This window comes from Candidatus Dependentiae bacterium, from assembly GCA_018897535.1.
Classification (GTDB): Bacteria; Babelota; Babeliae; order Babelales; family UASB340; genus UASB340.
Genome location: JAHIKO010000052.1, coordinates 13163 through 36812, shown reverse-complemented (window position 1 = coordinate 36812; position 23650 = coordinate 13163). Strand labels below are relative to the sequence as shown.

Here is a 23650-nt window from a genome sequence, read left to right as displayed (position 1 = left end):
TTTCTATTTTATCTAATGCAGAATATACGTCTTCATCAGTTTGTATTTTAGAAATACTACCTTTTATATCTATATCAGCTTTTCCTATACCGTCTTCAATTTGCTCCAAAGTTTTTAGATCAGGAAAATCTTTTAATGTTTTTACGGTTAAATCTTGAATTTGATTATTTATTTCAGACACTTTTTCTTGAGAAAATTTAGGTGCTTGATTTAAATTCTTTAAATTATTTTTTAAAGATTCAAAATCATTTGAAGAACTCGTAAATATTTCAAGATTGTTTTTTTGTTTTTCAATTTCTTTTACTAAATTATCTTCATAAATTTTTAATGCCGGTTTGATTTTATCATCTTGTGTATTAAGAATATTTAAAGCTGCAACTGATTCTTTTTTATCTTTATTTTTAGCTAATGGTATTAAAACAGAAGCATTTTTTATTATTTCATTATTTAGTTTGTTGCTTAAATCTTTTATTGTTAATTGATTTTCATCAATTCCGGATTTATTTTTTTCTATTTCAGATATATTTTTATCCAGTTGTGATAAAAGCTTTGAATCATAAATATCTTTAATATTTTCAATATTACCATTGCCAAATTTATTTTTTATATCATTTATCAATTTCAAACTTTTATCTGTTAAATTTTTGATAATATTATATTTTTCTTGTAACTTATCTCCCTTTACAGCAACTTTTGGAGTAGAATCTTTTTTATTGTCAGATATTTTGGATGTATCCGAAGACGGTTTTGCGCTATCCGAATCACGATCTTTTTTAGAATAATCTGAACTTAAACCTCTTGAACTACCATAACTCGAAGGACTATAGCCGCTTCCATATCCGGAAGAATCATAACTTCTTGGCCTGCTGCTTTGCCCTGAGTAGCTTGGATAGCCGGAATAGCCGGGTCTGTAGCTTGGCTGGTATCCACTAAAAGAGCCTTTTGAATCTTTTTTACGTTCAGCTTCTTTTTGTAATTGTTTTCGTTTTTCAATTTTTTTATTTAATTCATCTTTTATTTGGGAATTTTGTGTTATAAGCAGAAGTTTTTGTTCTATTTCTTTTAGTTCTTTTTTAAATATGGATTCTATCTTTTTTTGTAAATTATTAAATTTTATTTTGTTCGATTCTATATTGTTATCGCTTTTTTTTGCGAGCTTCTGTAAATATTCAAAATCGCTATTAAAAGATTTTTCAACCAAATCGGGATTGTTTAAATCAGGTTCCAGTTTTTTTAATTCTTTAATTGTGCTTAAGATTAGTTCTCTTAACATTGTAAACATTGATAAATAAAATATTTTTAAATAAAGTTGTTTGCTTTTTATAAAATTTATATAAATATTTATTTGATTTAGTGTTTTATTTATTCTGGTTTGATCCATTTCTTCTTTAAATGCAATGCCTAAATCAAAACTATTTATTTTACGTTCAATAATTCCCAAAATATGTGTTAATTGTTCCATGTAATAATTAAAAGCTTTGACTTTTTGAGCGTCCAATTTTTTTACAATTTTATCATCGGATTCTTTTTCACTCTTTGCCGGTAATTTAAAACTTTCTTCAATCGTTTTAGGCTTTTCCGGAGTTATTTTGGCTTCTGGTTCTGTTTTTTTATCGAGAACTTTTTCAGGCGTTTTTTTATCTTCTTTTGTATCTATATCTTCTTCCTCTTCTTCTCCAAATATTTTATCCAATTCTTCCATCATTTGCTTAAATTCCGGTGAGTCCATAATTTTTTCAATCTCTTCAGGACTTGGCATAGGTGGAGTTGCTGTTGGACTTTGCATTGCAATTAAGTAAGTTAAATTTAAAAATAGCGTAATTAAAAGTAAAAAAAAGTTTTTTTGGTTTTTCATAAACGATCTCCTTTATTTAATATAAGATAAATAGATAATATATTTTTGAAATATTAAATTAAAGTAGTTTATTTTTTGAGATTTAAATGTTGTCTAAAAAAGCCTTTCTTTTGCTGGAACTTTTAATTGCTTTTGCGATTTTTTCTATATTTTCTTTATTTTTTTTAAATTTTTTAAATTTGAATAATAAAATAAAATTTTTTGCAAAATTACGATCGGATTGTATTAGTGATTTAAGTAATAAGTTATATATTGGCGACGGTGATTATCATAAAATTATTTTGGATAAAAATGGAACTTATTTTGATTTTGTAATAGTCAAAAATCAGATTAAATATTTAAATCGTGAATATACTGTAATGCTTGTTGGTAAAAATTATGCTTAAATATTATACGGCATGTAAAGCTTTTTCTTTATTTGAATTAGTTATATATATGGGCTCTTTATCAATCTTTATATTTCTTGGTTTTTCTTTTTTTACAAAAAATTATAAAAACATACTTTTTGATTTGTCTGAAAATAGAAAAAATATAAGAAATTTATCTATTAATAGTTTATTACATCGTGATATTGCTATGGCCGATTATCAAGTAATAAATTGGGACATAAAAAACTTTGTATTTAAAATTATGCATAGTGACACAGATGTTAGTTATTTTGCAAAACAAGACGGGTTATTTAGAATCTCAGGCTCTTATGATTATTTAAATAAAAAATGGCTTAAAAAGAATATTGCTCGGCTTAATTATGATATAAAAAATTTCTTAATTAATATTAATTTAGACAAGACAAAAGCGCATATTTTATCTGTAAGTATTAAGTATAATAATCAAGATATTTTTATAAAATTAAGAAATAGGGTGATTGCTTGTGAATAAAACCGGATTTGCGCTTATTATGACAATATTTTTAGCAATGTTTTTTGCGCTTACTTCGTTGAGCCTATGGCACAATATTTCGCAATATTCCGATATTGTTTTTGAACAAGAAAAATTTTATAAAAAATTTTATTTGGCTGATTGTTTACTAAATCATGCTGTAAAAATTGCGCAAAAAAATTTTGATAATATATATGAACAAATTGATAAAACAGGCGCTTTTTACGCATATGGACTTGATAAGCTTATAGATTTAATAAATAAAAACATAGATAAAAATCATGCATATAATTATTTTGCCAATTGTTATTTTAATAAATTACAAAAGAGTAATAATAAGTCTCTTTTAATAGAAGTTTATTTACATGATATAAATACAAAAAAACAACTTTTTTGCATTAGTTGTGAATTTGAAAAAATTATGCAAAATATTTTTATAAAAAACTTTAAAATATCATGAAATATTTAAGTATAATATACTCAAGCGTATTATTTACTTTATCGTATTTTTTTGTAGATCAACTTGGTTTTTTAATTATTCCTGCTTTTATTATTTTATTTATAACTTTAAAAAATTTAAATAACTATAAAGTTGCGATTTATTCAGGATTATTATGGGCTGCGGTAGGTTATAGTTTACAGCTAATATGGTTACTTGAGTTATTATTAAACAAATCGCAAGCTAGTCTATATAACACTATATTTATATATTTATTTATAATTTTATATTTAACACTTTTAACCGTTATTATTTTTTGTTTTATATATTTTTTATTTTTAAAAACCAAAAATTTATTTTTTAAAATCTTAATTTTTATATCAAGCTTTTATTTATATTTTTACTTTATAATTAATAAGCTTTTATTTTTTATAGATAATAATTGGGGATATCCATTTATAAACCCATTAATATTGTTATGTAGATATAAAAGTTTTTTATTTTTATTAAATTTAATTAATTTTAATTTTTACAATATTAATCAAGACGTTTCAAAAAACTTTTTAGAAAGAAATAAAATAATTTATTTAAAACCGGTAATAAAAACTTTTAATAATGGATATAACGAAAATACAGCTGCTCTGATGATTTATCAACAATTATCGGCACTTGATTTATATAAAATATCAAAAAATTATGACAAGTTAATTATTGTAACACCTGAATCGTATTTTCCGTATGCATTAAATGAGTATGAAAAAACATTACATTTATGGGAAAATGTTTTACCCAAAAATAGTGTTTTATTTTTAACAGCTCAACGAAGTCAAAAGAAATCGAGTATAAAAAACAAATATTATCAAACAATTTATAAAGTAGAGTCGGGTCGCATAATTTATTTTTATGACAAAAAACATAGCTTTTGGTTTGTAGAAAAAGTTCCAAAAAATTTTAATAAAATTGAGTGGACTAAAAAGCTGTTTTTAGCTGATAGATTTAATTTTTCAAAGGGGAAGGATAATTGTAAAATTTTTCAAATTAATAATCAAGTAAATTTTATACCGATGATTTGCTCAGAGTTTTTTTTTAAAAAAGATATAAAGACTGGATCCCGGCTCGGTGGCCGGGATGACACCGGGTCTACCATTTACTCAAAGTTTTTTTTTGATAAAGATATTTATTGTCATTCCGGGCTTGCCGTGCCCGACGAAGCCTTGCGCGAAGTCTGGGACCCGGAATCCAGTCCTTTAAACATACTGCTTTTGGTTGTAAACGATAGCTGGTTTTTGAATTATTTTAAAAAACTACTTTTTTATTATGCCATTCTAATTTCAAATATGAAAAATATTCCAATTTTATATGTTGGGCATGAGAACTTTAGCTTTATAAAACCAAGCAATTTAAATCTTGAATAAAATATCTGAATTTCAACTTCTTGAATGTTTTTTTTTGTGTTATATTTTTACCTGTTTAATTGTACATTGAAAGGGTTTTATGAACGTTTATTTATTAAAAGATGTAGAATCTGTTGGTATGGCTGGATCTATTGTAAAAGTTTCCGACGGATTTGGGCAAAATTTTTTAATTCCAAGAAAATTGGCTGTAAAAGTTACCGATGCAAATACAAAATTTTATGAAAATAAAATTGTAAAAGTAAAAACTGAAGCAAAAATATTAAATAGCAAAATAGCTATGCTTGCAGAACGTATAAGTAATTTGCACTTGGTTATTAAAGAAAAGTCTCATGAAGGAAAACTTTATGGTTCCGTTGGTCCGGATGAAATTGTTGCTCTTTTAAAAGAAAAAGAGATTGTTGTAGATAGAAAACAGATTGAATTTGTAAAATCTATTAAAACAATAGGGGAACATAAAGTTATAATTAGGCTTTCTTCAAAATTAAAACCTGAATTTATAGTAAAGGTTATTGAAGCCTAAATTTTTATTTAGTTAGGATGTTACTGTGTCTGGGTATAATGCAAATTTTAAAAACAAAAATAAGGGTTCTACCCAGACAACTAGTTTTTTAAATAAAAATTTACCTATAAATTTGGATGCCGAAAAAGCTGTTCTGGCTGCTATTTTATTAAATGGAAATAATCTTACGCTTGTTAGCGATATTTTAAAACCTTTAGATTTTTATGATAGATCCCATCAAATAATATATGAAACAATGCTCGAAGTTGGACAGGGGGATCATCAGTTGGATCTTTTAGTGTTACAAGATTCTCTTGAAAAGAAACAGCAGCTTCAGTCTGCAGGCGGACTTGTTTATTTGATTGAATTACAAGAAAACATACCGGCAATCGGTATGATTATTCAACATGCAAAAATCGTTAAAGATAAATCTATTTTGCGAGATTTAATAAATTCTGCCTCAGAAATAATTTCAACTTGTTACGACCAAGATATTAAAGAGATTGATGCGGTTTTAGACAGTTCTGAAAAAAAAATTTTTCAAATTTCCAATAAATTGGTTCCCCCAACGTTTCTAAAAATGGATGAACTTTTAAAACGAACATTTAAAAATTTGGCCCAGATGAAATCTTCTCGAGAGGGTGTGACAGGCGTTCCTTCAGGATTTACAGAGTTTGATCGTATGACGTGTGGGATGCAAAAGGGTGATTTGCTAATTTTAGCAGCCAGACCGTCAATGGGTAAAACGGCTCTTGCTATGGATATGGCTATAAATGCTTGGAAGGCAGGATTTGCGGTAGGCGTTTTTTCGCTTGAAATGTCTTCTGAACAATTGGTATTGAGACTTTTGGCGTCACAATCAAGAATTTCAAATACAAAAATTAGAAATGCATCCGTTACATCGGATGAGTGGATGCAGCTTACAAATAGTGCAGCTCAATTGGCTGAGGCAAAAATTTTTATAGATGACAGCCCCGGACTTAATATTATGGAGCTTAGAGCTAAAGCCAGAAAGCTAAAGGCAAAATCTAAAATAGATTTTATAGTAATAGATTACTTGCAACTTATAAACGGTTCCGGAAATTATGAAAATAGAACTCAAGAGATTTCTACAATATCTCGTTCTTTAAAAGCTTTAGCCAAAGAATTGGATATTCCGGTATTGGCACTTTCACAATTATCTCGTTCGCTTGAAAGTAGAATGGATAAACGCCCATTGCTTTCAGACTTAAGAGAATCGGGTGCTATAGAACAAGATGGTGATGTCATATTTTTTGTTTATAGAGATGTTGTTTATAATTCGGAAACGGAAAATCCCGACCATGCTGAAATAATTATTGGCAAACAAAGAAACGGCCCTATTGGGGCTTTTAATGTTAAATTTCAAGGTGAATTTACACACTTTTCTGATTTGAATAATGATGAGTATTAAAGATTTATAAAATTTTAATAACTCAAAGGGGAAAATTTTATGAAAAATTTTAAAAAGATAGTTTTAGCAGTCATGCTTTTATGTAGCGTTAATACATTATCAGCAGATTCTATAATGTTGATGAATGTTAATGGAAATGAAGAATTCTTCGACACTATTGATGATGCTATTAATAAAATAATAACAAGGAAATATAACAAATTTATTAAATTATATATTTATGGATCGGAATCTTTTGGACCTGAAAAAGTTAAATCTATAGCAAGTGCTTTAGTAGATTCAAATTGTAAGCTTACTAAATTAATTATTGAGACATCTAATATTGGTAGCGTGGGTACACAGTACATAGCTGAAGTATTACCAAAAAGTAATCTTACTGAATTAAAAATTAGTTCTAGCAATATTGGTGATGCCGGAGCAAAAGCTTTATCAGAAGCATTAAAAAACCGAAACTGTAAGCTTACTGTTTTAGATATTGGAGGAAACAAAATCAGCGCTAAAGGAGCCCATGCCATAGCAAAAGCATTAAAAGATCCAAACTGTAAACTTACTTCTTTAATTATTTATAATAACAAAATTAAAGATAAAGGAGCAATAACTTTAACAAATGCATTAAAGAATAAAAATTGCAAACTTACGTCTTTATTTATTTTATCTAACCTTATTAATAATGATAAACTTAAAGAAAATATATATTTTACAATGGAGCTATGTGCTATAAATAATCTAAAAAGAATGATTGAAAATGATGAAATGAATGAAAATAATTATAAAGAAATAATTAACAATGCTTATCATTCGATTAATACACTTACTAATTCAAATAATACACTAATAATTGAATGGTATAATTCACTGCAAAATAAAGAATTGACATATTTAGGTGCTGAATACAAAAAAGAACTAGCTGATCATAATATAGAAAATCGCGATGCTGCTGTTAAATATATTCAAGATAAATTTGATTATTTAGAAAATGAATTAATGAGAGAATCTCTAAATATACAAGAAGAGTATACAGGTCTTGATGAATTTAAGAGGAATGAAAAGTTAATGAAAATTCTTGGAGTCAGTGGATCGTCAAGCCAAAATTAATTTAATTTAATAAAAATAAAACAAAAAAAGAGACCTAATTTTTAGGTCTCTTTTTTATAAAATAATTTGTAATTTTTAAATTATCTTTTATCTTCGTCGCTTTCAAATTCAAATGCAGGACCATCAATTTGTCTACCCAAAATTTCTTGAGCTTCATCTTCTCTAATTGGGCCGTTTAAATCGAATAGCTCGTTTTCGAATAGGTTTTCAATAGGTCGAATTTCTCTTTCTCTACGATTATTTTCTCTAACTATTCTTTCTCTTTGATTAATTAATCTTTCAACTTCATTGCGGATATCTCTATTCTGAAAATTGAATCCGTCACCTGTTCTGAGTTCATTTAATCTTTGCTCAATATCATCTAATGTAGGTAGAATTTCAGGTGCGTTGAATTCGTCTTCTTGATCAGCGTTATTAAAAAGTATTTCAAATTCGTTTTCGTTACGACCAAAAATTCTGTGACGTCTTACCGGGGATTGATTATCGCCAGTTACTTCATTTAAAAAGTGTGGAGTTGTTTCCTCTTCAGAAGAGTATTCAGAAGATGTTTCATAGTCACTACTATCCATTGCTTGGATTAGCGGTGAACTGTTAAGTAATATTGCGAATAATAATAATTTTAATTTATAATTCATATATAATCCTTTTAAATTAATTATTCTCTTGATTTAATAATTTTTCAGCAAGTTTAATGTTATCATTTAATTTTTCATAGGTTTCGATTTTTTTAAATACAGAATGTAGTTCTATATAACGATTGGTATCTTTTTCATCATTATAGTTACGTTTCATCTTACTAATTTCTGCTCTTAATTCGGTTAGAGCTTTTGTTCTTTGCAAATCTAATACCTGCCATGGTGCCATAGCCTGGCTTTTTATGAAAACATTGAAGACTGTTAATAAAAGTAATTTTAATTTAAAATTCATATATAACCTCTTTAATTTTTTTAATTATTAAAAAATAGATAATAAATACTGGGATTTATATTCTACACTATTTATATTGCTTTAAAAGCGATAGAATATTTTTAAAAAACTATATGAATAAAAGGGAGAAAAGGGTGATTTTATTAGGTGTAGACCCCGGTTTTTCGGTAACCGGGTATTCAATATTAAAAAAAGAAGAAAAACGTACAATTATTCTTGATTATGGTTATTTAAAGATGAGTAGCCAAAAAAGCTTATCTGAACGCGTTGGAATATTTTATGGCTTTTTTAAAGATAAAATAGAAAAATTAGCAGTTACGGATATAGCTTTGGAAACCTCATTTTTGGGCAAAAACGCACAAACATTTCTAAAATTGGGCTATTTACGAGGTATTTTGTACCTTTTGGCAAGCCAAAATAACTTAAAAATATATGAATTCGCCCCTCGTGAAGTAAAGAGTAGCGTGACCGGCTTTGGGGGAGCTAGTAAAGACCAAGTAGCGTTGATGATATTAGCTATGTTTCCTAAACTTAATCAATTTGGCAAAATTGAAAAACAGGACGTTACGGATGCTATAGCAATTTCTATATGTGGAGTTTGGAAAAGTAATCAAAATGAGATGCTAAAAAAATTGTAAAAAATATTAAAGAAACAAAGTCTGGCACCAGACTTTGTTTCTTGCTTCTATTCAAAAAATTAACATCATTTCCGATAATAATTATTATGTTAAAAAATAAACAAATATTTACAAATTCAAAATTTATTAAAAATTAATTAAAAAACGGAAAAAATAAAATCTCTCTTTTTTAAAAATTATTTACCAATTTTCGCGTGGATCTTTGCATGTACCACAACAATTACAACAGCAACAACATGTACCACAATAACACCCAATAAGGCCACATGCGAATGAGCCTAAACAACAATTTTCGCAACATTCACCACAGTCATCACAACATTCTCCACAGTTTTCGTAACACGAACCTTCATCACAGCATTTACAACAACTTGAACCTTCTTGTTCTTCATAACCCATCCAATATCCTGCCTGTTGGGTCAAATAATTAAAATTATTTTCTCTTGCCACTTTATCCCTGTTATTACTGCTTTCTTCATCATTACTGTCATCGCTATCTTCATTATCGCTATTTGTTGAAGTTTTATCAGTATTTATAGAGGATAAATATTTTTCATATTTTACCATTATTGCATTAATGTCTTCATTTTTTATTTCAGTACTTTTTTCATTTTTATCCATGAAATTAAAAATTTCACCCAATTTATCTATAGAAATATCCAATTCTTTTAATAATTTAAAAATTTCTTTATTTGTTTCATTATTATTATAATTTTTAATTAATTTATATGCCAACTCTTCAGTAGTAATTGGTTTATCCATAGCTGCTAAATTAATATTTAAAGATACAACAAAAATTAATACTATATTTTTTAGAATTATTTTATAATTCATTTACTTCCCTTTCTACTCACCCATAAAAAATAGAATATTTTATAACACTGTGCGTAGGTTAATAAATATTTTTGTAAAAAATCAATTATATTTTTTTAATAATTCAGAACCAATCAACGGAATATTTTTGAATGAATAAATGAATGCCTTTAAAAAACAATCCCCCGAATTTCCTCGGGGGATAAATCATATCTTTTAAACCAATAAAAACGTCAAATTTTCTCGTTTTTTGAGGTTTTAACCAAAAAACAACCGCCATACAGGTAAAACCCATATGGCGGAAAAAAGGAGAAAGGAGAGTAGTAATGAAGCTAATTAAAATACTTGCTTAATAGAAAGACTCTTACACTTTACTATATCAAGCAAGTAACCATATACTAAACCTGTTCGAATAGAAAATCAAGTGCTTTTTTAATTAATTTGTAAAAATAATTAGATTTAAATAAAAATTACAGTCTGAAATGCAAAAACTGCGTTTTTTGTCAAAAAAGCTAAATTTTTACACAGATCTTTTTTTATATAATTTCTGTTTATATAAAAAGAATAAGTAAGTTTTTTAGGATAATACAAAAATAATTAAAGTCTATTAATTTAAAGAATAAATTTTAAAATCAAACTTACTAAACGCTTCAAGTTTAAATTCAATAAAATCTTTTATTGGTGATGTAATAAACGATTGAAAATTTTGATCGGCAAGTAAATTAATTGCACTATTTAATTTTACAATATCAAAATCTGTAATAAAATCATCCAACAATAAAACGCCAACATCTTGGTTTTGAATTTTAGTAAGTTGAACAACCTTTAATAAAAAAAGTATTAGCTTTTGCTGACCTCTCGATGCAAAGAACCTCGCATTTTTATTTTTAAAAATTATTGAAAAATCATCCAAATGCACACCAAATAAACTTCTTTGCCACCGTTGCTCACTACTTAATAAATTTATTTTGTAATTTTGCCAAAAATTATCAAATTCTTGATACTCACCAATATTTTTTTTCATGTATTTTAATTCTATAGACAACTGAGCCTCTACAGTACTAAAATATTTTTTTAAAAAAATATTAATTTGAGTTTCAATATTTTGTAAAAAAAGCAATCTCTTATTTTGCAAAAAATTAGATTTTTCCCAAAGTTGTTTTGTCCAACTATAAAGCTCGTCTAAAATTTTTCCTGTAATATCTTTATTCGAATTTAAAAATAAAAATCTATTACGTTGTTCTAAATTTTTTTTATAATCTTTAAAATATCCAATTAAATCCGGTTCCAGTAAAAATAACGACTGGTTTAAAAAAGATCTTCTATATTCGGGAGCACCAACAATAAGTTGCAAATCATCTTCGGTCAATGCAATAACTTTATATCTTAAAATTATTTCTTTTACACTTGATATATTATTTTTGTTTAACTTTACACTTCTTTGACCATTCTTTGACAAGCCAATTTGTATATCACTTAAACTATTATCAATCTCTTGAAAGTCGACTTGTAAAAAAAAATGATCGCTCAAATAATTAGCCAAATCATATTTGTGTCCTGCTCGAAACGAGCGCAAATAACAAGCGTAATAAATAGCTTCAAGAATAGACGTCTTTCCCGAACCATTATTACCCTCAAGTAAAACAAATTTATTATCAAAAGAAAGTTCAAAATTAGAAAAACATCTAAAATTCTTGAGCTTTAAATTTTTTATAATCACAAATTTTTACTAAAAATTATTTTATTCACCTGATGAAACCGGCATTACCAAATATGTAAAACTATAATTTTTTTCAGTATCAATATCTTCAAAAATAATTGGTCGAGCATCACTTTGAATAAAAAAATTAACATTATCTTGTGGAAAAGCCTGTAAACCGCTTAATAAATAAGGAGAATAAAATCTACTTGCAACTTCATCACCCTCAAAATTGGAAAGATCCAAAGCCTCATCAATTTTACCAACTTCTTTATTGGATAAATTTACTGCAAGTTTTCCCGGCTGAAATTTAAAATTAGTTGAGACAAATTGACCGGAAAGCAAACAACTAGTTCTTTTAAGTGTTTTTAAAAATGCCTGTTTATCCAAACTGGCACCTCTAAAACCTTCACGTTCCAAAATAGGTTCATACTGAGGAAATGGATCGGAAATTAACTTTGTAAAAAAGTTAAAATTCACTCCGGAAAATACCAATTGATTTCCACAAACGCCCAAAAAGACATTTTCTACACTGGATTCTTCCAATATTTTTTTTAATTCCAAAACAGCTCTTTTTGGAAGCAACCATTTATTATTTTCATGTAATTTATATTTTCCCGTAAATACTTTTGCAAGTCTATGACCATCGGTTGCAACCATCAACATACCTTCGGTTGTAAACTCTAAAAGCATACCGTTGAGGGCCGCATTTGAATTATTTTGCGGAATCAAAAATGCAACTTTATTCAATAAATCGAGTAGATATGCCGATTCAATTTGCATCAAATTTTCAATTCGTTCCGGAAATTGTGGAAAATCCTGAGCTGATCGTATATTTAAAAGAAGTTTTACCCCGCCCGCTTTTAAACTTACCTGATTTTCTTTAAAATTAAACTCTATATCACCTTCCATCTCTTTTACAAGATCAAATATACGTTTTCCGGAAATTAAAAAATCAAAATTTTCTACAAAGTTACTCTCTATTCCCATGCTCGACTGCAAGCTAATTTGCAGGTCTGTAGATTTTAATGTCAACTCTTTTGATGTAACCTGAAACATAATGGATTCGGTAACATCAAGTGTTGTCTTTTTGCTGCAGATCGGCTGCATAGCATTTAACAAATATAAAATATCTCTTTGAGCTATTGTAAATTTTCCATCCATAACTTTACTCTCTTTAAATTTATTATAAAATTAAAAACTAATTAACTTGATTATTATAAAACACGTAACAAAATAGTAAAAGTAAAAATTAAAAAACATGCATAAAAATATATTAATTTTTTTAGAAAAAAATTTAACTGAAAATATTAAAAGCGAAATTGAAATACGATTAAACGAATTTAATCTATTCAAAAATAAAAATAATCAAGAATGGTTCAATGAACTTTGCTTTTGCCTGCTTACGGCAAACTCAAAAGCCGAAACTGCAATAAAAATTCAAATAGAATTATCTATGGATGGTTTTGCAAAAAAAACGCAAACACAAATCGCTTATACGATAAAAAAACATGGCCATCGATTTCATAACACTAAAGCATCATATATTTTTCTAGCGCGCAAATTTTTAAATATTAAAGATATATTGCAAAATCTGTCCGATTTTCAAGCAAGAGAGTTTTTAGTGACAAATATTAAGGGACTTGGATACAAAGAAGCATCACATTTTTTAAGAAATGTCGGTTATAATAATTTTGCAATAATAGATAGACACGTTTTACGTTTTTTAAAGCATCATAATTTGATTAGTGAAATTCCAAAAACTATTAGTAAAAAAAATTATTTATATTTTGAAGAAATTTTAAAAAATTTTAATATTGCACAATCACGGCTGGATCTAATGATTTGGGCACACATGACCGGTAAAGTATTAAAGTAAATATGCCCAGAGCATACGCTCAGGGCTACCTTAAAATCGCCCGCTTACGCAGGCTCAATAAACCAAATTTAATAACAACTTAAGATTTTTATTTTTTGAATAAACTTTTTGTGTTTTCCGTTCAACCTACTGTGTCTCGTCGAAGCTTTACGCGAAGACGGAAGCGTAGTTTTAGTCATACACTACTACGACAGTGAATCCAATCTTATTTTTTAAAGCCTGCATAAGCAGGCGATTTTGTTGTATCCCGCGTGCGTAAGCTCCGGGCTAACTAATATTACGCCCTTGGATGCTTGTCATCGTAAATTTTTCTTACATGACTTTTTTCAAGATGTGTATAAATTTGCACTGTAGAAATATTTTCATGGCCCAATAAAAGCTGTAATGATCGTATATTTGCACCACTTTTTAATAAATGTGTTGCTAAAGAATGTCTCAATGTATGTGGAGAAACTTTTTTATTTATTTTAGTTTTTGATAAAATGTTTTTTAAAATTATCCAAAAAGATTGCCTGGATATTGGCTTTATATCGTTATTATAATAAGAAAAAAATAAATAATTTTTTCCAAAAACATGTTTATTTTTTTCAACTTTTGGTTTTAAATTTTCATAAATTTTTTCCAAATAAAAATTCAAAAATTTTAAAACACCTTCAGGCAAAGGTATTACGCGCTCTTTGTTTCCTTTTCCTACTAAAGAAATAAATCCTGTGTCAAAATGAATTTGATCTATTTTTAATTCAACCAACTCTGAAACTCTCATACCGGACGCATATAACAAAGAAAGCATCACCCTGTTTCGCACACCTTTATCGGAATTATCTTTTGCAGCAGTTTTTAATAACTCTTCGATTTCACTTTCAGTAAGATAAATAGGCAATGTTTGTTCTAATTTGGGAAATATTAATGCACCGGCTTTATTTGAAATTTTAAATCTTTCAGACAAAAAATTAAAAAACGCTTTCAAGCACGAAATTTTTCTAGACAGCGTTTTTGCCGACACACCGCTTTCTTTTAATTTTTTTAAAAAATTTTTCAAATGGGTTTTATTTGAATTTGCCAGATTTACTTTTTTTTCTTTTAAAAATTGCAATAACTGTTCTACGTCTTTTTTATATGCAAGAAAAGTATTTTTTGAATATCTTTTTTCCGTTAACAAAAAAGTTATAAAAGCATTATACATGCTTTCATCGTTAATACCGTTCGGCATAATAACTCCAAAGCAAATTAGTAAGCCTTTGCAACCAACACATCAGTTTTAGCCGATTTGCCACAAGAAAAACAAGCTTTATTTTTTTTGCTATCAAGTAAGCATCTAATAGAAGCTTTATAATCTTTTAACTTAGTTTCACAATCTGATGAACCGCACCAACCTGTTTGATATAAACCATTCTTTTCTTCAAGATTTTTTGCTATTTCGTTTAAATTATCAGCTTGATACCAATTATCGTTTAATCTTTTTTTTGCTTTTTCAAACAAACTTTTTTGAATATTTTCAAGCAATAAGTTAATTTCTTTATCAATATTATCTATAGAAACAAACTGTTTTTTCTTTGTTTTATCCTGTTCAACTCTATTAACAAGAACAACCTGATTTTTTTCAATATCTTTAGGTCCTATCTCAAGTCTTACAGGAACACCTTTTAATTCCCATTTAAAAAATTTTGCGCCCGGAGTTAATTGATCATCATTATCAATTTGTGCAAGAACACCATTATTTATAAGCAAATTTTTAATTTCTTCGGCTTTATTTATTACCAATTCTTTATCTTTTTCTTCTTTAAATATTGGTACAATTATAACCTGAATCGATGCAATTTTAGGAGGAATAATCAAACCGTTTTGATCGCCATGAGTCATAATCAATGCCCCAATAAGTCTTGTAGTTGCACCCCAAGAAGTACAATATGGCGAACTTAAATTTCCATCTTTATCCTGAAATTGAATATCAAAAGATTTTGAAAAACTGTGGGCCAAAACATGGCTTGTGCAAAGTTGTAAGGCTTTTCCATCTTGCATTAGGCCTTCTATTGTCAGTGTTCTATCTGCTCCGGCAAAGCGCTCATTGTCGGATTTGATACCGGCTATCGCGGGAATAGCCAAATAATTTTCAACAAAATCTTTATAAATATCTAACATACGTTTTGAAAATTCAACAGCCTCTTCATGCGTTGCATGTGCCGTATGCCCTTCTTGCCATAAAAATTCTGTAGTTCGTAAAAATGGCCTCGTACGCATTTCCCATCTGACAACATTGGCCCATTGATTTATTTTTAAAGGTAAGTCTCTCCACGATTTTATCCATTTTGAAAACATATAATAAATAATAGTTTCAGAGGTTGGGCGAACAACCAATGGTTCTTCAAGCTCTTTTCCGCCGGCATGAGTTACAACAGCAAGCTCAGGCGAAAAACCTTCCACATGTTTTGCTTCTTTTTTCAAAAAGCTTTCCGGAATAAATAAAGGAAAATAGGCATTTTGCGTACCGGTTTCTTTAATTTTTTTATCCAATACTTTTTGTATATTTTCCCATATGGCATAAGAATAAGGTCGAAGAACAAAACATCCTTTAACCGGACTTTGATCAACCAGTTCAGCTTCACTTAAAACATCTTGGTACCATTGTGCAAAATCTTTATTTATATCCGAAAGTTTATTCATACTAATACCTATAACCCGATAAGTTCAAAATATTGACACGAAACACTAAAATAATTTATCAAATATTATAAATATTAAGTATTTTTGGAATAAAAATCAAAATTTTTAAGATTTAAAGGACTTATATGATTTTTTTACATGAACCTATAACCGTTATAAACTTAATTTTATGTTCTTTAACCGCTATCTTTAGTTTTTTTATATTCAGAAAAACTAAAGATCAATTTATTTTAAAAATAGCATTAGCTTTCTGTTTTTTTGCCCTCGCTCATCTTATAACTCTATTTCAACTTAATATAATTTTAACCACTCCTTTAATTATAATAAGAACCATGGCATATTTATTAATAATTTGGGGAATTTACAAAAAAATAGATTCTTATCTAAAATTAAAATTTTGGGGTTACTTAAGTATATTTATAGTTTTATTTTCAGTGATTTTTTTCATATCTTCAAAATATTTTTTAATAAAATTAAATCTATATTTTTTATCTGAAGTAACAAATTTCATACTTTGCTTAACGGTAATACTTTTAGGTTATTTAGCAAATAAAAATCATAATTTTCCAATATTTAAATATATTGCAATAGGTTTTGCTATTTTTGCATTTTTTCATTTGATAAAAATAGTTAATATGGATCATATATTTTTTATTCATTTAATAATTACAAGATTAATCGCATATTTTATAATATTTGCCGGAATATATTCAATAATCAAAGCTGAAACTTTAGATAAAATACTTCTTTATGCATCAAACGTTAAAGTTCAGATTACCATAATTACATTAATGGTTGCTGTTTTGGTTTTTCTTTTTTATAAACAAAACAAAACATTTAGCTTTACTGATCCAAAAACGGATTTAAAAACAATAAAAGCTTTTTCCGATGAAAAAAACATCAATGAAATTAGAACCGGAATTTTTATTAAAAATTTCCCGGAATTCGATATAGTAAAAAATGAATTTACAGTAAATGCAATAGTTTGGTTTGAGTTTGATCCAAACTTAGTATCATTGGACAAAATTAAAAGCTTTTCCTTCGATAAAGGCAATATTTTGAAACAAGAGGATGTCCAAACAAAAATAATAAATGATAAATTATGGGCATATTTTGAAGTTATTGTAAGTTTTAGTAGCAATCTTGATTATAAACTATTTCCACTTGAGGATCATAAAATATATCTAAAATTATTAAATAATAAAATGGATCCAAACTCAGAAATTCTAGTTTCATACAATACTGACTTACAAATAAGCGAAGAAATATTCACAAACGATTGGAAAATTATAAATACGGAAGTCGAATATGGTTATTCTGAGGAAATTCTTGATAAAAACGAACCGGACAAATCAACAAAATATCCTATAGTTTCTTTTGAACTTGATTTTCAAAAATCAGGTATTAGAAAAACATTGGCAATATTTTTACCACTTTATATGGTATTCTTCTTAAGTCTTTTTTCTTTAATTTTAAATACAAAAGACACAACGGGTATTCTATCTTTATCCGTAGGTAGTACAAGTGCATTGATCTTTGACCTTGTTGCAATTGAAAATATGAGTCCAAATGTACGATATTTTACCGTATCAAATACAATTTACACAATATTATTAATAAGCTCTTTTATAGTACTTTTATTGAATATTTACACTATAAAAAGTTTAAACATACAAAATCCTGAAAATGAAAAAAATCTAAAATTATTTAGAAGTTATTTTTTTATATTCTTTATACTTTCAACAATTCTTACAACCTATGCTTTAATATTTTATAAATAAATTGGGAGAGCATTGTGAATAAATTATTTTTAATTTTTACTTTTTTATTTTTTATAAACTCAAAAGCAAATAGTGAAATAGATTTATTTCAAACTATTGATGATATAAATCATTATGCAAATAAAATACCTGAATATCCTGAACCTGATAATAAAAATTGGTTAAAAGCCGATTATACATCTTTTTATAAAAAACAAACCCCGGATAGGCTCCAATCTTTTGTGCAAAATATATATGACAAAATTACATTACAAAGAGATAGATGGGAATATAAAAAATTCAAAAATTTACTCGAAAAAATATCCAATCTAAAATCTAACGATCAAACTACAGATCAAAATAGTATAAAAATTACAGCTCAAAAAGATTCAACTTTTATAATTTTTACAGAACTTGGCGGAGCTTTTCACTCTTTGGTCAGAAGTTTAAACGAATTAATAAAGCTTGATATTTTAGAAAAAAATCTAAACATAAAAAAAGATAATTTTATTTTATTCAACGGTAACGTTCTTGGAAATTCACCATATATACTTGAAACATTTACATTAATACTGAAATTAATGGAAAAAAACCCAAAAAATATATTTTTTATTAAAGGGAAATACGAAATCGATGAAAATTGGCAAAATTTTGGACTAAAAAAAGAATTAATTATAAAATCCGGCACAAAAATTTTAGGACAAATTCCACTAAAAGAAGAAATTAACAAATTTTTAAGCAGTTTACCAATAGCCATTTATATAAATACTGACAAAAACAAAAACGATTTCATACGCATTTCATATTTTAATAGAAGTTTTTCAAAAATAATTGAAAAAGAAAATGTCATTGCAATTATAAATGGTGATAACAATAATATTACAAAACATAAAAAAACAGACGGTTTGTTTGAACTTTTTCCTGATAAAGGAGCTGTTGCCTGGTCTACAATATCCGGAACAACAAACTATTCTCAAAAAATTTTTCAGTTCAAAAATGATGCTTTTGTAATACTAAAGCCAATAAATAACAGCTTAGATTTATATTATAAAGACGCTAATTTGATAAAAGAGTTTGATAAAAAACAACTGAGTTTACTTTCACAAAAAACCGATGCTCAAAAAGAGTTTATTACTGAAAAAGAAAAATTAAGTGAAATATTAATCGGAACGACAATGGACTTTTCCGGTGAGCTTGCAAATATTTCAAGAGATATTTTAAAAGGTCTGCATTTGGTTATTAAAAAAATAAATGCAGGTAACGGTATAAATAATAAAAAAATAAAGCTAGTACACCTCGACGATAAATACAGCCCCGATATGGCTGAAAAAAACATAAAACTATTAATAGATTCCGGAATAAATACGATTTTATGTCCTGTTGGAAGTTTACAATTTAGAGGATATCTTCAGTTAATAAAAGAAAATAAAATTGCAGTATTTTTACCTGAAGTAACGTCTCCAACTTATAGACAAAAAGATCTAAAAAATGTTATCCACTTCTTTGCTTCATCTGATAGAGAAGCTCAAGTTCTTACAAATTACTTACTTGAAAAATACGCACCAAATAAAATAGTTGTATTTTACAAAGAAGAAGCATTTAGTAAAAGTGCAGCAGAAAAAGCATTTGAAATTTTAAATAAAAATAATTTAGTAAAAGATAAAAATTGGATAGAAATATCCCATCTAGCACAATCTGTTGATAATAAAGATGCTGTAAAAAAAATACTGGATTTTGAACCAGAAGCCATAATAGTATTATCTTCTGATGTTGCAGTACAAAATTTGATTAACAGCCTGGGAATGGAATTTTTATTTAATAAAAAACTCTTTGGAATAAGTGCATGCTCAGGATCTGCGCTAAAAACATTTTTAAGAAACAAAAAAATAAAATTTATAAATACACAACTTACACCGGATCCAATAAAAAGCGATATTGAACTGGTTAAAGAATTTGTCACCGATACAACAAAAGCCGGTGAACCATTAAGCACATTTATACTTGAAGGATATATGGCAGCAAGTGTATTTTTTGATATTATTAAAAAAATACCGGAACCAATTACAAATGAAAAAATTTTGGCTGAAATGGAAAATATAAAAAATCAAAATTATAAAGGTTTAATGTTAAACTTTAACCCGGAAAGAAGAGAAATATTTAATACGGTATGGCTTGATACCGGTGATGAAGTTATAATGAAAAATGAGTAAAAATATTTGAAGGTAAAATATGAAAACAGGTAAAATATTTATAATTGCAGCACCATCCGGTGCCGGAAAAACAACAGTTACAAATGAAGCAATTAAAAGAATGGCAAATAAAATAGATATTTCAAAAGTAATAACCTATACAACAAGATCTCCTCGACAGGGCGAAATTAACGGCAAAGATTATCACTTTATATCACTTAAAGATTTTGAAAATAAATTAAAAAATAACTTTTTTCTTGAAACTACAAAATACAGTGGTGAATTCTATGGCTCGCCGGCAAGTATTATAAACGATTTAAAACTTGGAAAATCTTTTGTAATTGTTACAGACTTAGTTGGAGTTAAAGAGTACAAAAAGTTATTATCAAATGCTATTTTAATTTGGATTACAGTTCCTAGTTTGGATATTCTTAAAAAACGTTTAATTAAACGTGGCGATGATAAAGATAAAATAGAAAAACGTATTGAACTGGCAATTAAAGAATTAAAAGAAGCAGATAAATCAAGATTTTTTGACTATAAAATTATAAATAATATATTTGACCAAACTGTAGCTGAGCTTTGTAAAGTTATAGAAACAAATGTTGATTGAAATTGGACAAATATCACTATCGATATAGACTTTTGTCCAACACTTTAAAAAGATAAGTATTTTTATTGTTTTTTACGTATTTCATCTTTATAAAAGACAAATAAGCCAATTATTATGAAAATTAGTGATATTAAATAGTGCCAAGTAATCTTTTCCGTCAAAAAGATATATCCATAAAAAGCACCAAATACCGGGCATAAAAATCCGGCACTTGTAATAAAAGTTATAGAATACTTTTTTAAAAGCCAGCCATATAAATTATATACAATTATATTTGCAACTAAAACAAGTAAGAGTGTCCAAAAAAGAAACGGTCCAATTTGTGTAACCGGTGATTCTTTTATCCCATCTACAAATAAAAATGTAAAAAATGCACCGATTCCACCAAATAACATGGTTATACCATTTATCATTAAAAGCGAATATCCGCGATCTAATAATTTTTTTACCAAAAACCAGGCGTATGCACCGGATATAACTGCAATCAAAAGTGTAATTTCCGGCAATGATACCGAAAATAGTTCCATTCGAGATTCTCTTATATCTGTTTGTGTAAGCAATATTGGTACCAACCCCAATATTCCGATAACAAGACCAATAAATTTTTTAAGTGACAGCTTTTCAGATAAAATAATATACGATAAAAGTGCCGCTATAAAAGGTGTTGCCGAATATATCAAAGTTGTTTTTGAAGAAGTTAAATATTGCAACGACCAAAATTCAAAAATAAAAGATATATAAATATGAAAAAGCGCTGTTTTTAAAAATAATCCCCAATCTTTTTTATGCACAAAAAATTGCTTACGTTTAAAAAAATAAACAAAAGAAAGCATTAACGTTCCGGCAACTATCATTCTAAATGCTATTAAAAAGAATGGTTTAGCAAATCCAAGTGCAATTTTTGCCATTGTAAATGTTGATGCAAGAATTGCATATAATAAAACAACTAAAAACACGTTTTTCTCCCATTTAATTAATTTTTTTGTTAAAAAAATAAAAAGATATTACAAAAAAAATTATTGGCGGTAAATAATAAAATATTGCAATAATCTCGCTTGTTAATGATAAAGATTTTACAGTATTTAACAATATATATGATAATAAAAAAATTAATCCCGATAAAAAAATAGAAATTAAAAGATTACTTTTATTTTTAGCAAAAAGCATAATTAAAAAAAGAGAAATAAATGGAATTAAAAATTGCCATAAAACCTGCGCATAACGCTTATGAATTTCCAAGATACAATTTCGTTTATCCGCCAACTTTAAATTATCTCGTGATTTTTTAAGTTCTTTTAATGTAAAAAATTTTAAATCTTGAACGCTCAAATTATTATTTTCATAATTTAAAAATGGCTTTAAATTTATTTCAGTTTTTTCAAAATTGGAAATATAGGAACTATTTGAAGATATATTTTGAATAAATCCATCATTTAATATTAAAATTTCATTGGTTAAATAGCCTTTACTGGCATTAACAATATACTGTTGCCCATTTTTTTCTTTAAACAATAATAATAACTTTAAAAATTCTAAATTATCTTGATTTTTAATTTGTTTTTTAAAAAATATCGTAAAATTACCGGACAATGTATGAAATCTATTGGCTTGTAAATTTGAAAAATGTTCTTTAGCCAAATTTAATATAAGTTGTTTTCCACTTTTATAACTTTTAGGCGCAAATCTAGTTACAATTGGAACATAAAATAATAAAATCATTAACGAAAAAATAAGAGTAACCAAATATATTATTTTTTTTGCTTTAGAAAAATAATATATGGAAATTATTTCTTCTTCTATATACATATTTCCCAAAGAAATTTGTACTGCCAAGCTTGATGCTATTGGAATTGCAAATTGTGCCATTAAAGGCATCATGAGAAAAAAAATTTTGGGTATGGTTGATAAAGATGTAATAACCGGAAGTCGTAAAAAAACATCACTTGCAGCTAAAATTGCTATTAAAACTGTAAAATAAATTAAAAAAAAATAAAAAAACTTTTGAAAAAAATATTTAAATAACATTTTTAAAAAACTGATTTAAATATTTTCGTCCAAAATTCTAATACGTTCAATAGCCAATGCTTCACCTGAAATAGAATCAATTTTTGAATATATTGCATTGATTTCAAAAGGAGGCTTAGTTTCCGGTTTAAATTTCGTTGGCAATTGAGTTATAAATTTTGTAATAATTGAATCTTTTTCCATTCCAAGTATTGAATCGTGTGCTCCACAAAATCCAACATCGGTTATATAAGCTGTACCATTGGGCAATAATCTTTCATCTGCAGTTTGAATATGAGTGTGCGTTCCACAAAAAAGAGAAATTTTGCCATCAAGATAGTTGCCTAACGCACGCTTTTCAGATGATGCTTCTGCATGGAAATCCACTATAATCATATTCGTTTTTGATTTTAATAAAGTTAATAACGACTCAGCTTTTCTAAATGGACAATCAATATTTTCGCGCATAAATACACGCCCTTGAAGATTAATAACTCCAACAAATTTATCTTTTACTTGATAAATTGCATAACCTTTACCGGGACAATCGGATGGGAAATTTGCCGGACGTAACAAATAATCGGTTTTATTTAAAAAGTCATAGATTTCTCTATTTTCCCAAATATGATTACCGGATGTAATAATATCAACTCCGGCAGTTTTTAATTGTTCTGCAATTTTTGCGGTTATACCCTTGCCATTTTTTGCAGAATTTTCGCCATTAACAATTATAGAATCTATAGAATATTTATTTTTTATATTTGGTAGATGCTTTAAAAAAACATCTACCCCTAAATTTGAAACAATATCTCCAACAAATAAAAAATTTAATGTCTGTGTCATTATAACTAAA

General features: G+C 27.2%; 23 protein-coding genes. 12 read left to right on the top strand and 11 right to left on the bottom strand.

The features are described from left to right. A partial coding sequence (locus KKE07_03420) for a hypothetical protein (protein ID MBU4269900.1) occupies positions 1 to 1855 on the bottom strand: 1855 nt, incomplete at its 3' end. Positions 1856 to 1941: 86 nt separating this feature from the next. Between KKE07_03420 and KKE07_03415 the strand changes: the two genes are divergently transcribed. From KKE07_03415 to KKE07_03385, 7 genes are all read left to right on the top strand, one after another. Continuing rightward, a complete protein-coding gene (locus KKE07_03415; GenBank protein MBU4269899.1) occupies positions 1942 to 2241 on the top strand; it encodes a hypothetical protein in 300 nt (99 codons plus the stop codon). Continuing rightward, a complete protein-coding gene (locus KKE07_03410) occupies positions 2234 to 2734 on the top strand; it encodes a hypothetical protein (protein ID MBU4269898.1) in 501 nt (166 codons plus the stop codon). The genes KKE07_03415 and KKE07_03410 overlap by 8 nt, the downstream gene beginning before the upstream one ends. Beyond that, positions 2727 to 3194 (top strand): hypothetical protein, encoded by a 468-nt coding sequence (locus KKE07_03405; protein ID MBU4269897.1) that lies wholly within the window; start codon positions 2727 to 2729, stop codon positions 3192 to 3194. Before KKE07_03410 ends, KKE07_03405 begins: the two co-directional genes overlap by 8 nt. Beyond that, the gene (locus KKE07_03400) at positions 3191 to 4588 is read left to right on the top strand and encodes a hypothetical protein (GenBank protein ID MBU4269896.1); all 1398 of its coding nucleotides are present in this window, start codon (positions 3191 to 3193) and stop codon (positions 4586 to 4588) included. Before KKE07_03405 ends, KKE07_03400 begins: the two co-directional genes overlap by 4 nt. A gap of 79 nt (positions 4589 to 4667) precedes the next feature. Beyond that, the gene (rplI, locus tag KKE07_03395) at positions 4668 to 5108 is read left to right on the top strand and encodes a 50S ribosomal protein L9 (GenBank protein MBU4269895.1); all 441 of its coding nucleotides are present in this window, start codon (positions 4668 to 4670) and stop codon (positions 5106 to 5108) included. Positions 5109 to 5133: 25 nt separating this feature from the next. Then, the gene (gene dnaB, locus KKE07_03390) at positions 5134 to 6519 is read left to right on the top strand and encodes a replicative DNA helicase (GenBank protein ID MBU4269894.1); all 1386 of its coding nucleotides are present in this window, start codon (positions 5134 to 5136) and stop codon (positions 6517 to 6519) included. Between the two features lie 39 nt (positions 6520 to 6558). Continuing rightward, positions 6559 to 7614 carry a hypothetical protein gene (locus tag KKE07_03385; protein MBU4269893.1) on the top strand — a complete coding sequence of 352 codons (1056 nt, stop codon included), beginning with the start codon at positions 6559 to 6561 and terminating at the stop codon, positions 7612 to 7614. An 80-nt stretch (positions 7615 to 7694) separates the two neighbouring features. On the opposite strand, the gene KKE07_03380 is transcribed toward KKE07_03385, so the two are convergent. Next, positions 7695 to 8183, bottom strand: coding sequence for a hypothetical protein (locus KKE07_03380; GenBank protein MBU4269892.1), 489 nt, complete (start codon positions 8181 to 8183; stop codon positions 7695 to 7697). Positions 8184 to 8265: 82 nt separating this feature from the next. Then, positions 8266 to 8541, bottom strand: coding sequence for a hypothetical protein (locus KKE07_03375; GenBank protein MBU4269891.1), 276 nt, complete (start codon positions 8539 to 8541; stop codon positions 8266 to 8268). A gap of 134 nt (positions 8542 to 8675) precedes the next feature. On the opposite strand from KKE07_03375, the gene KKE07_03370 reads away from it, so the two are divergent. Continuing rightward, positions 8676 to 9179 (top strand): crossover junction endodeoxyribonuclease RuvC, encoded by a 504-nt coding sequence (locus KKE07_03370; GenBank protein ID MBU4269890.1) that lies wholly within the window; start codon positions 8676 to 8678, stop codon positions 9177 to 9179. Between the two features lie 180 nt (positions 9180 to 9359). Here KKE07_03370 and KKE07_03365 read toward each other — a convergent pair whose 3' ends face one another. From KKE07_03365 to dnaN, 3 genes are all read right to left on the bottom strand, one after another. After that, positions 9360 to 10013 (bottom strand): hypothetical protein, encoded by a 654-nt coding sequence (locus KKE07_03365; protein ID MBU4269889.1) that lies wholly within the window; start codon positions 10011 to 10013, stop codon positions 9360 to 9362. 586 nt (positions 10014 to 10599) lie between these two features. Continuing rightward, a complete protein-coding gene (recF, locus tag KKE07_03360; protein MBU4269888.1) occupies positions 10600 to 11712 on the bottom strand; it encodes a DNA replication and repair protein RecF in 1113 nt (370 codons plus the stop codon). 21 nt (positions 11713 to 11733) lie between these two features. Then, positions 11734 to 12855: a DNA polymerase III subunit beta gene (gene dnaN, locus KKE07_03355; protein MBU4269887.1), complete on the bottom strand. Its 1122-nt coding sequence runs from the start codon at positions 12853 to 12855 to the stop codon at positions 11734 to 11736. 97 nt (positions 12856 to 12952) lie between these two features. Here dnaN and KKE07_03350 point away from each other — a divergent pair, with 97 nt between their 5' ends. Beyond that, entirely contained in the window at positions 12953 to 13570 is a 618-nt protein-coding gene (locus KKE07_03350; protein ID MBU4269886.1) for an N-glycosylase/DNA lyase, read from the top strand. A gap of 277 nt (positions 13571 to 13847) precedes the next feature. Here KKE07_03350 and KKE07_03345 read toward each other — a convergent pair whose 3' ends face one another. Next, the gene (locus KKE07_03345) at positions 13848 to 14780 is read right to left on the bottom strand and encodes a tyrosine recombinase (protein MBU4269885.1); all 933 of its coding nucleotides are present in this window, start codon (positions 14778 to 14780) and stop codon (positions 13848 to 13850) included. Between the two features lie 17 nt (positions 14781 to 14797). Next, complete coding sequence (gene proS / locus KKE07_03340; protein MBU4269884.1) at positions 14798 to 16231, bottom strand: proline--tRNA ligase; 1434 nt, start codon at positions 16229 to 16231, stop codon at positions 14798 to 14800. A gap of 125 nt (positions 16232 to 16356) precedes the next feature. On the opposite strand from proS, the gene KKE07_03335 reads away from it, so the two are divergent. Genes KKE07_03335 through gmk form a run of 3 tightly spaced genes read left to right on the top strand, consistent with a single transcriptional unit; the run spans position 16357 to position 20793 of the window. Continuing rightward, entirely contained in the window at positions 16357 to 18012 is a 1656-nt protein-coding gene (locus KKE07_03335; GenBank protein ID MBU4269883.1) for a hypothetical protein, read from the top strand. A gap of 14 nt (positions 18013 to 18026) precedes the next feature. Continuing rightward, on the top strand, positions 18027 to 20201 hold the full coding sequence (locus KKE07_03330) for an ABC transporter substrate-binding protein (protein ID MBU4269882.1): 2175 nt from the start codon (positions 18027 to 18029) through the stop codon (positions 20199 to 20201). A gap of 19 nt (positions 20202 to 20220) precedes the next feature. Further along, positions 20221 to 20793 (top strand): guanylate kinase, encoded by a 573-nt coding sequence (gene gmk / locus KKE07_03325; protein ID MBU4269881.1) that lies wholly within the window; start codon positions 20221 to 20223, stop codon positions 20791 to 20793. A gap of 62 nt (positions 20794 to 20855) precedes the next feature. Here the strand turns inward: gmk and KKE07_03320 are convergent, their stop codons facing one another. From KKE07_03320 to KKE07_03310, 3 genes are read right to left on the bottom strand one after another with little or no spacing between them, the layout of a single operon-like run. Beyond that, positions 20856 to 21749, bottom strand: a complete 894-nt coding sequence (locus tag KKE07_03320) for a DMT family transporter (GenBank protein ID MBU4269880.1) — start codon at positions 21747 to 21749, stop codon at positions 20856 to 20858. 13 nt (positions 21750 to 21762) lie between these two features. Then, positions 21763 to 22818 carry an LptF/LptG family permease gene (locus tag KKE07_03315; protein ID MBU4269879.1) on the bottom strand — a complete coding sequence of 352 codons (1056 nt, stop codon included), beginning with the start codon at positions 22816 to 22818 and terminating at the stop codon, positions 21763 to 21765. Positions 22819 to 22833: 15 nt separating this feature from the next. Next, on the bottom strand, positions 22834 to 23640 hold the full coding sequence (locus KKE07_03310) for a TIGR00282 family metallophosphoesterase (GenBank protein MBU4269878.1): 807 nt from the start codon (positions 23638 to 23640) through the stop codon (positions 22834 to 22836). Positions 23641 to 23650 lie beyond the last annotated feature (10 nt).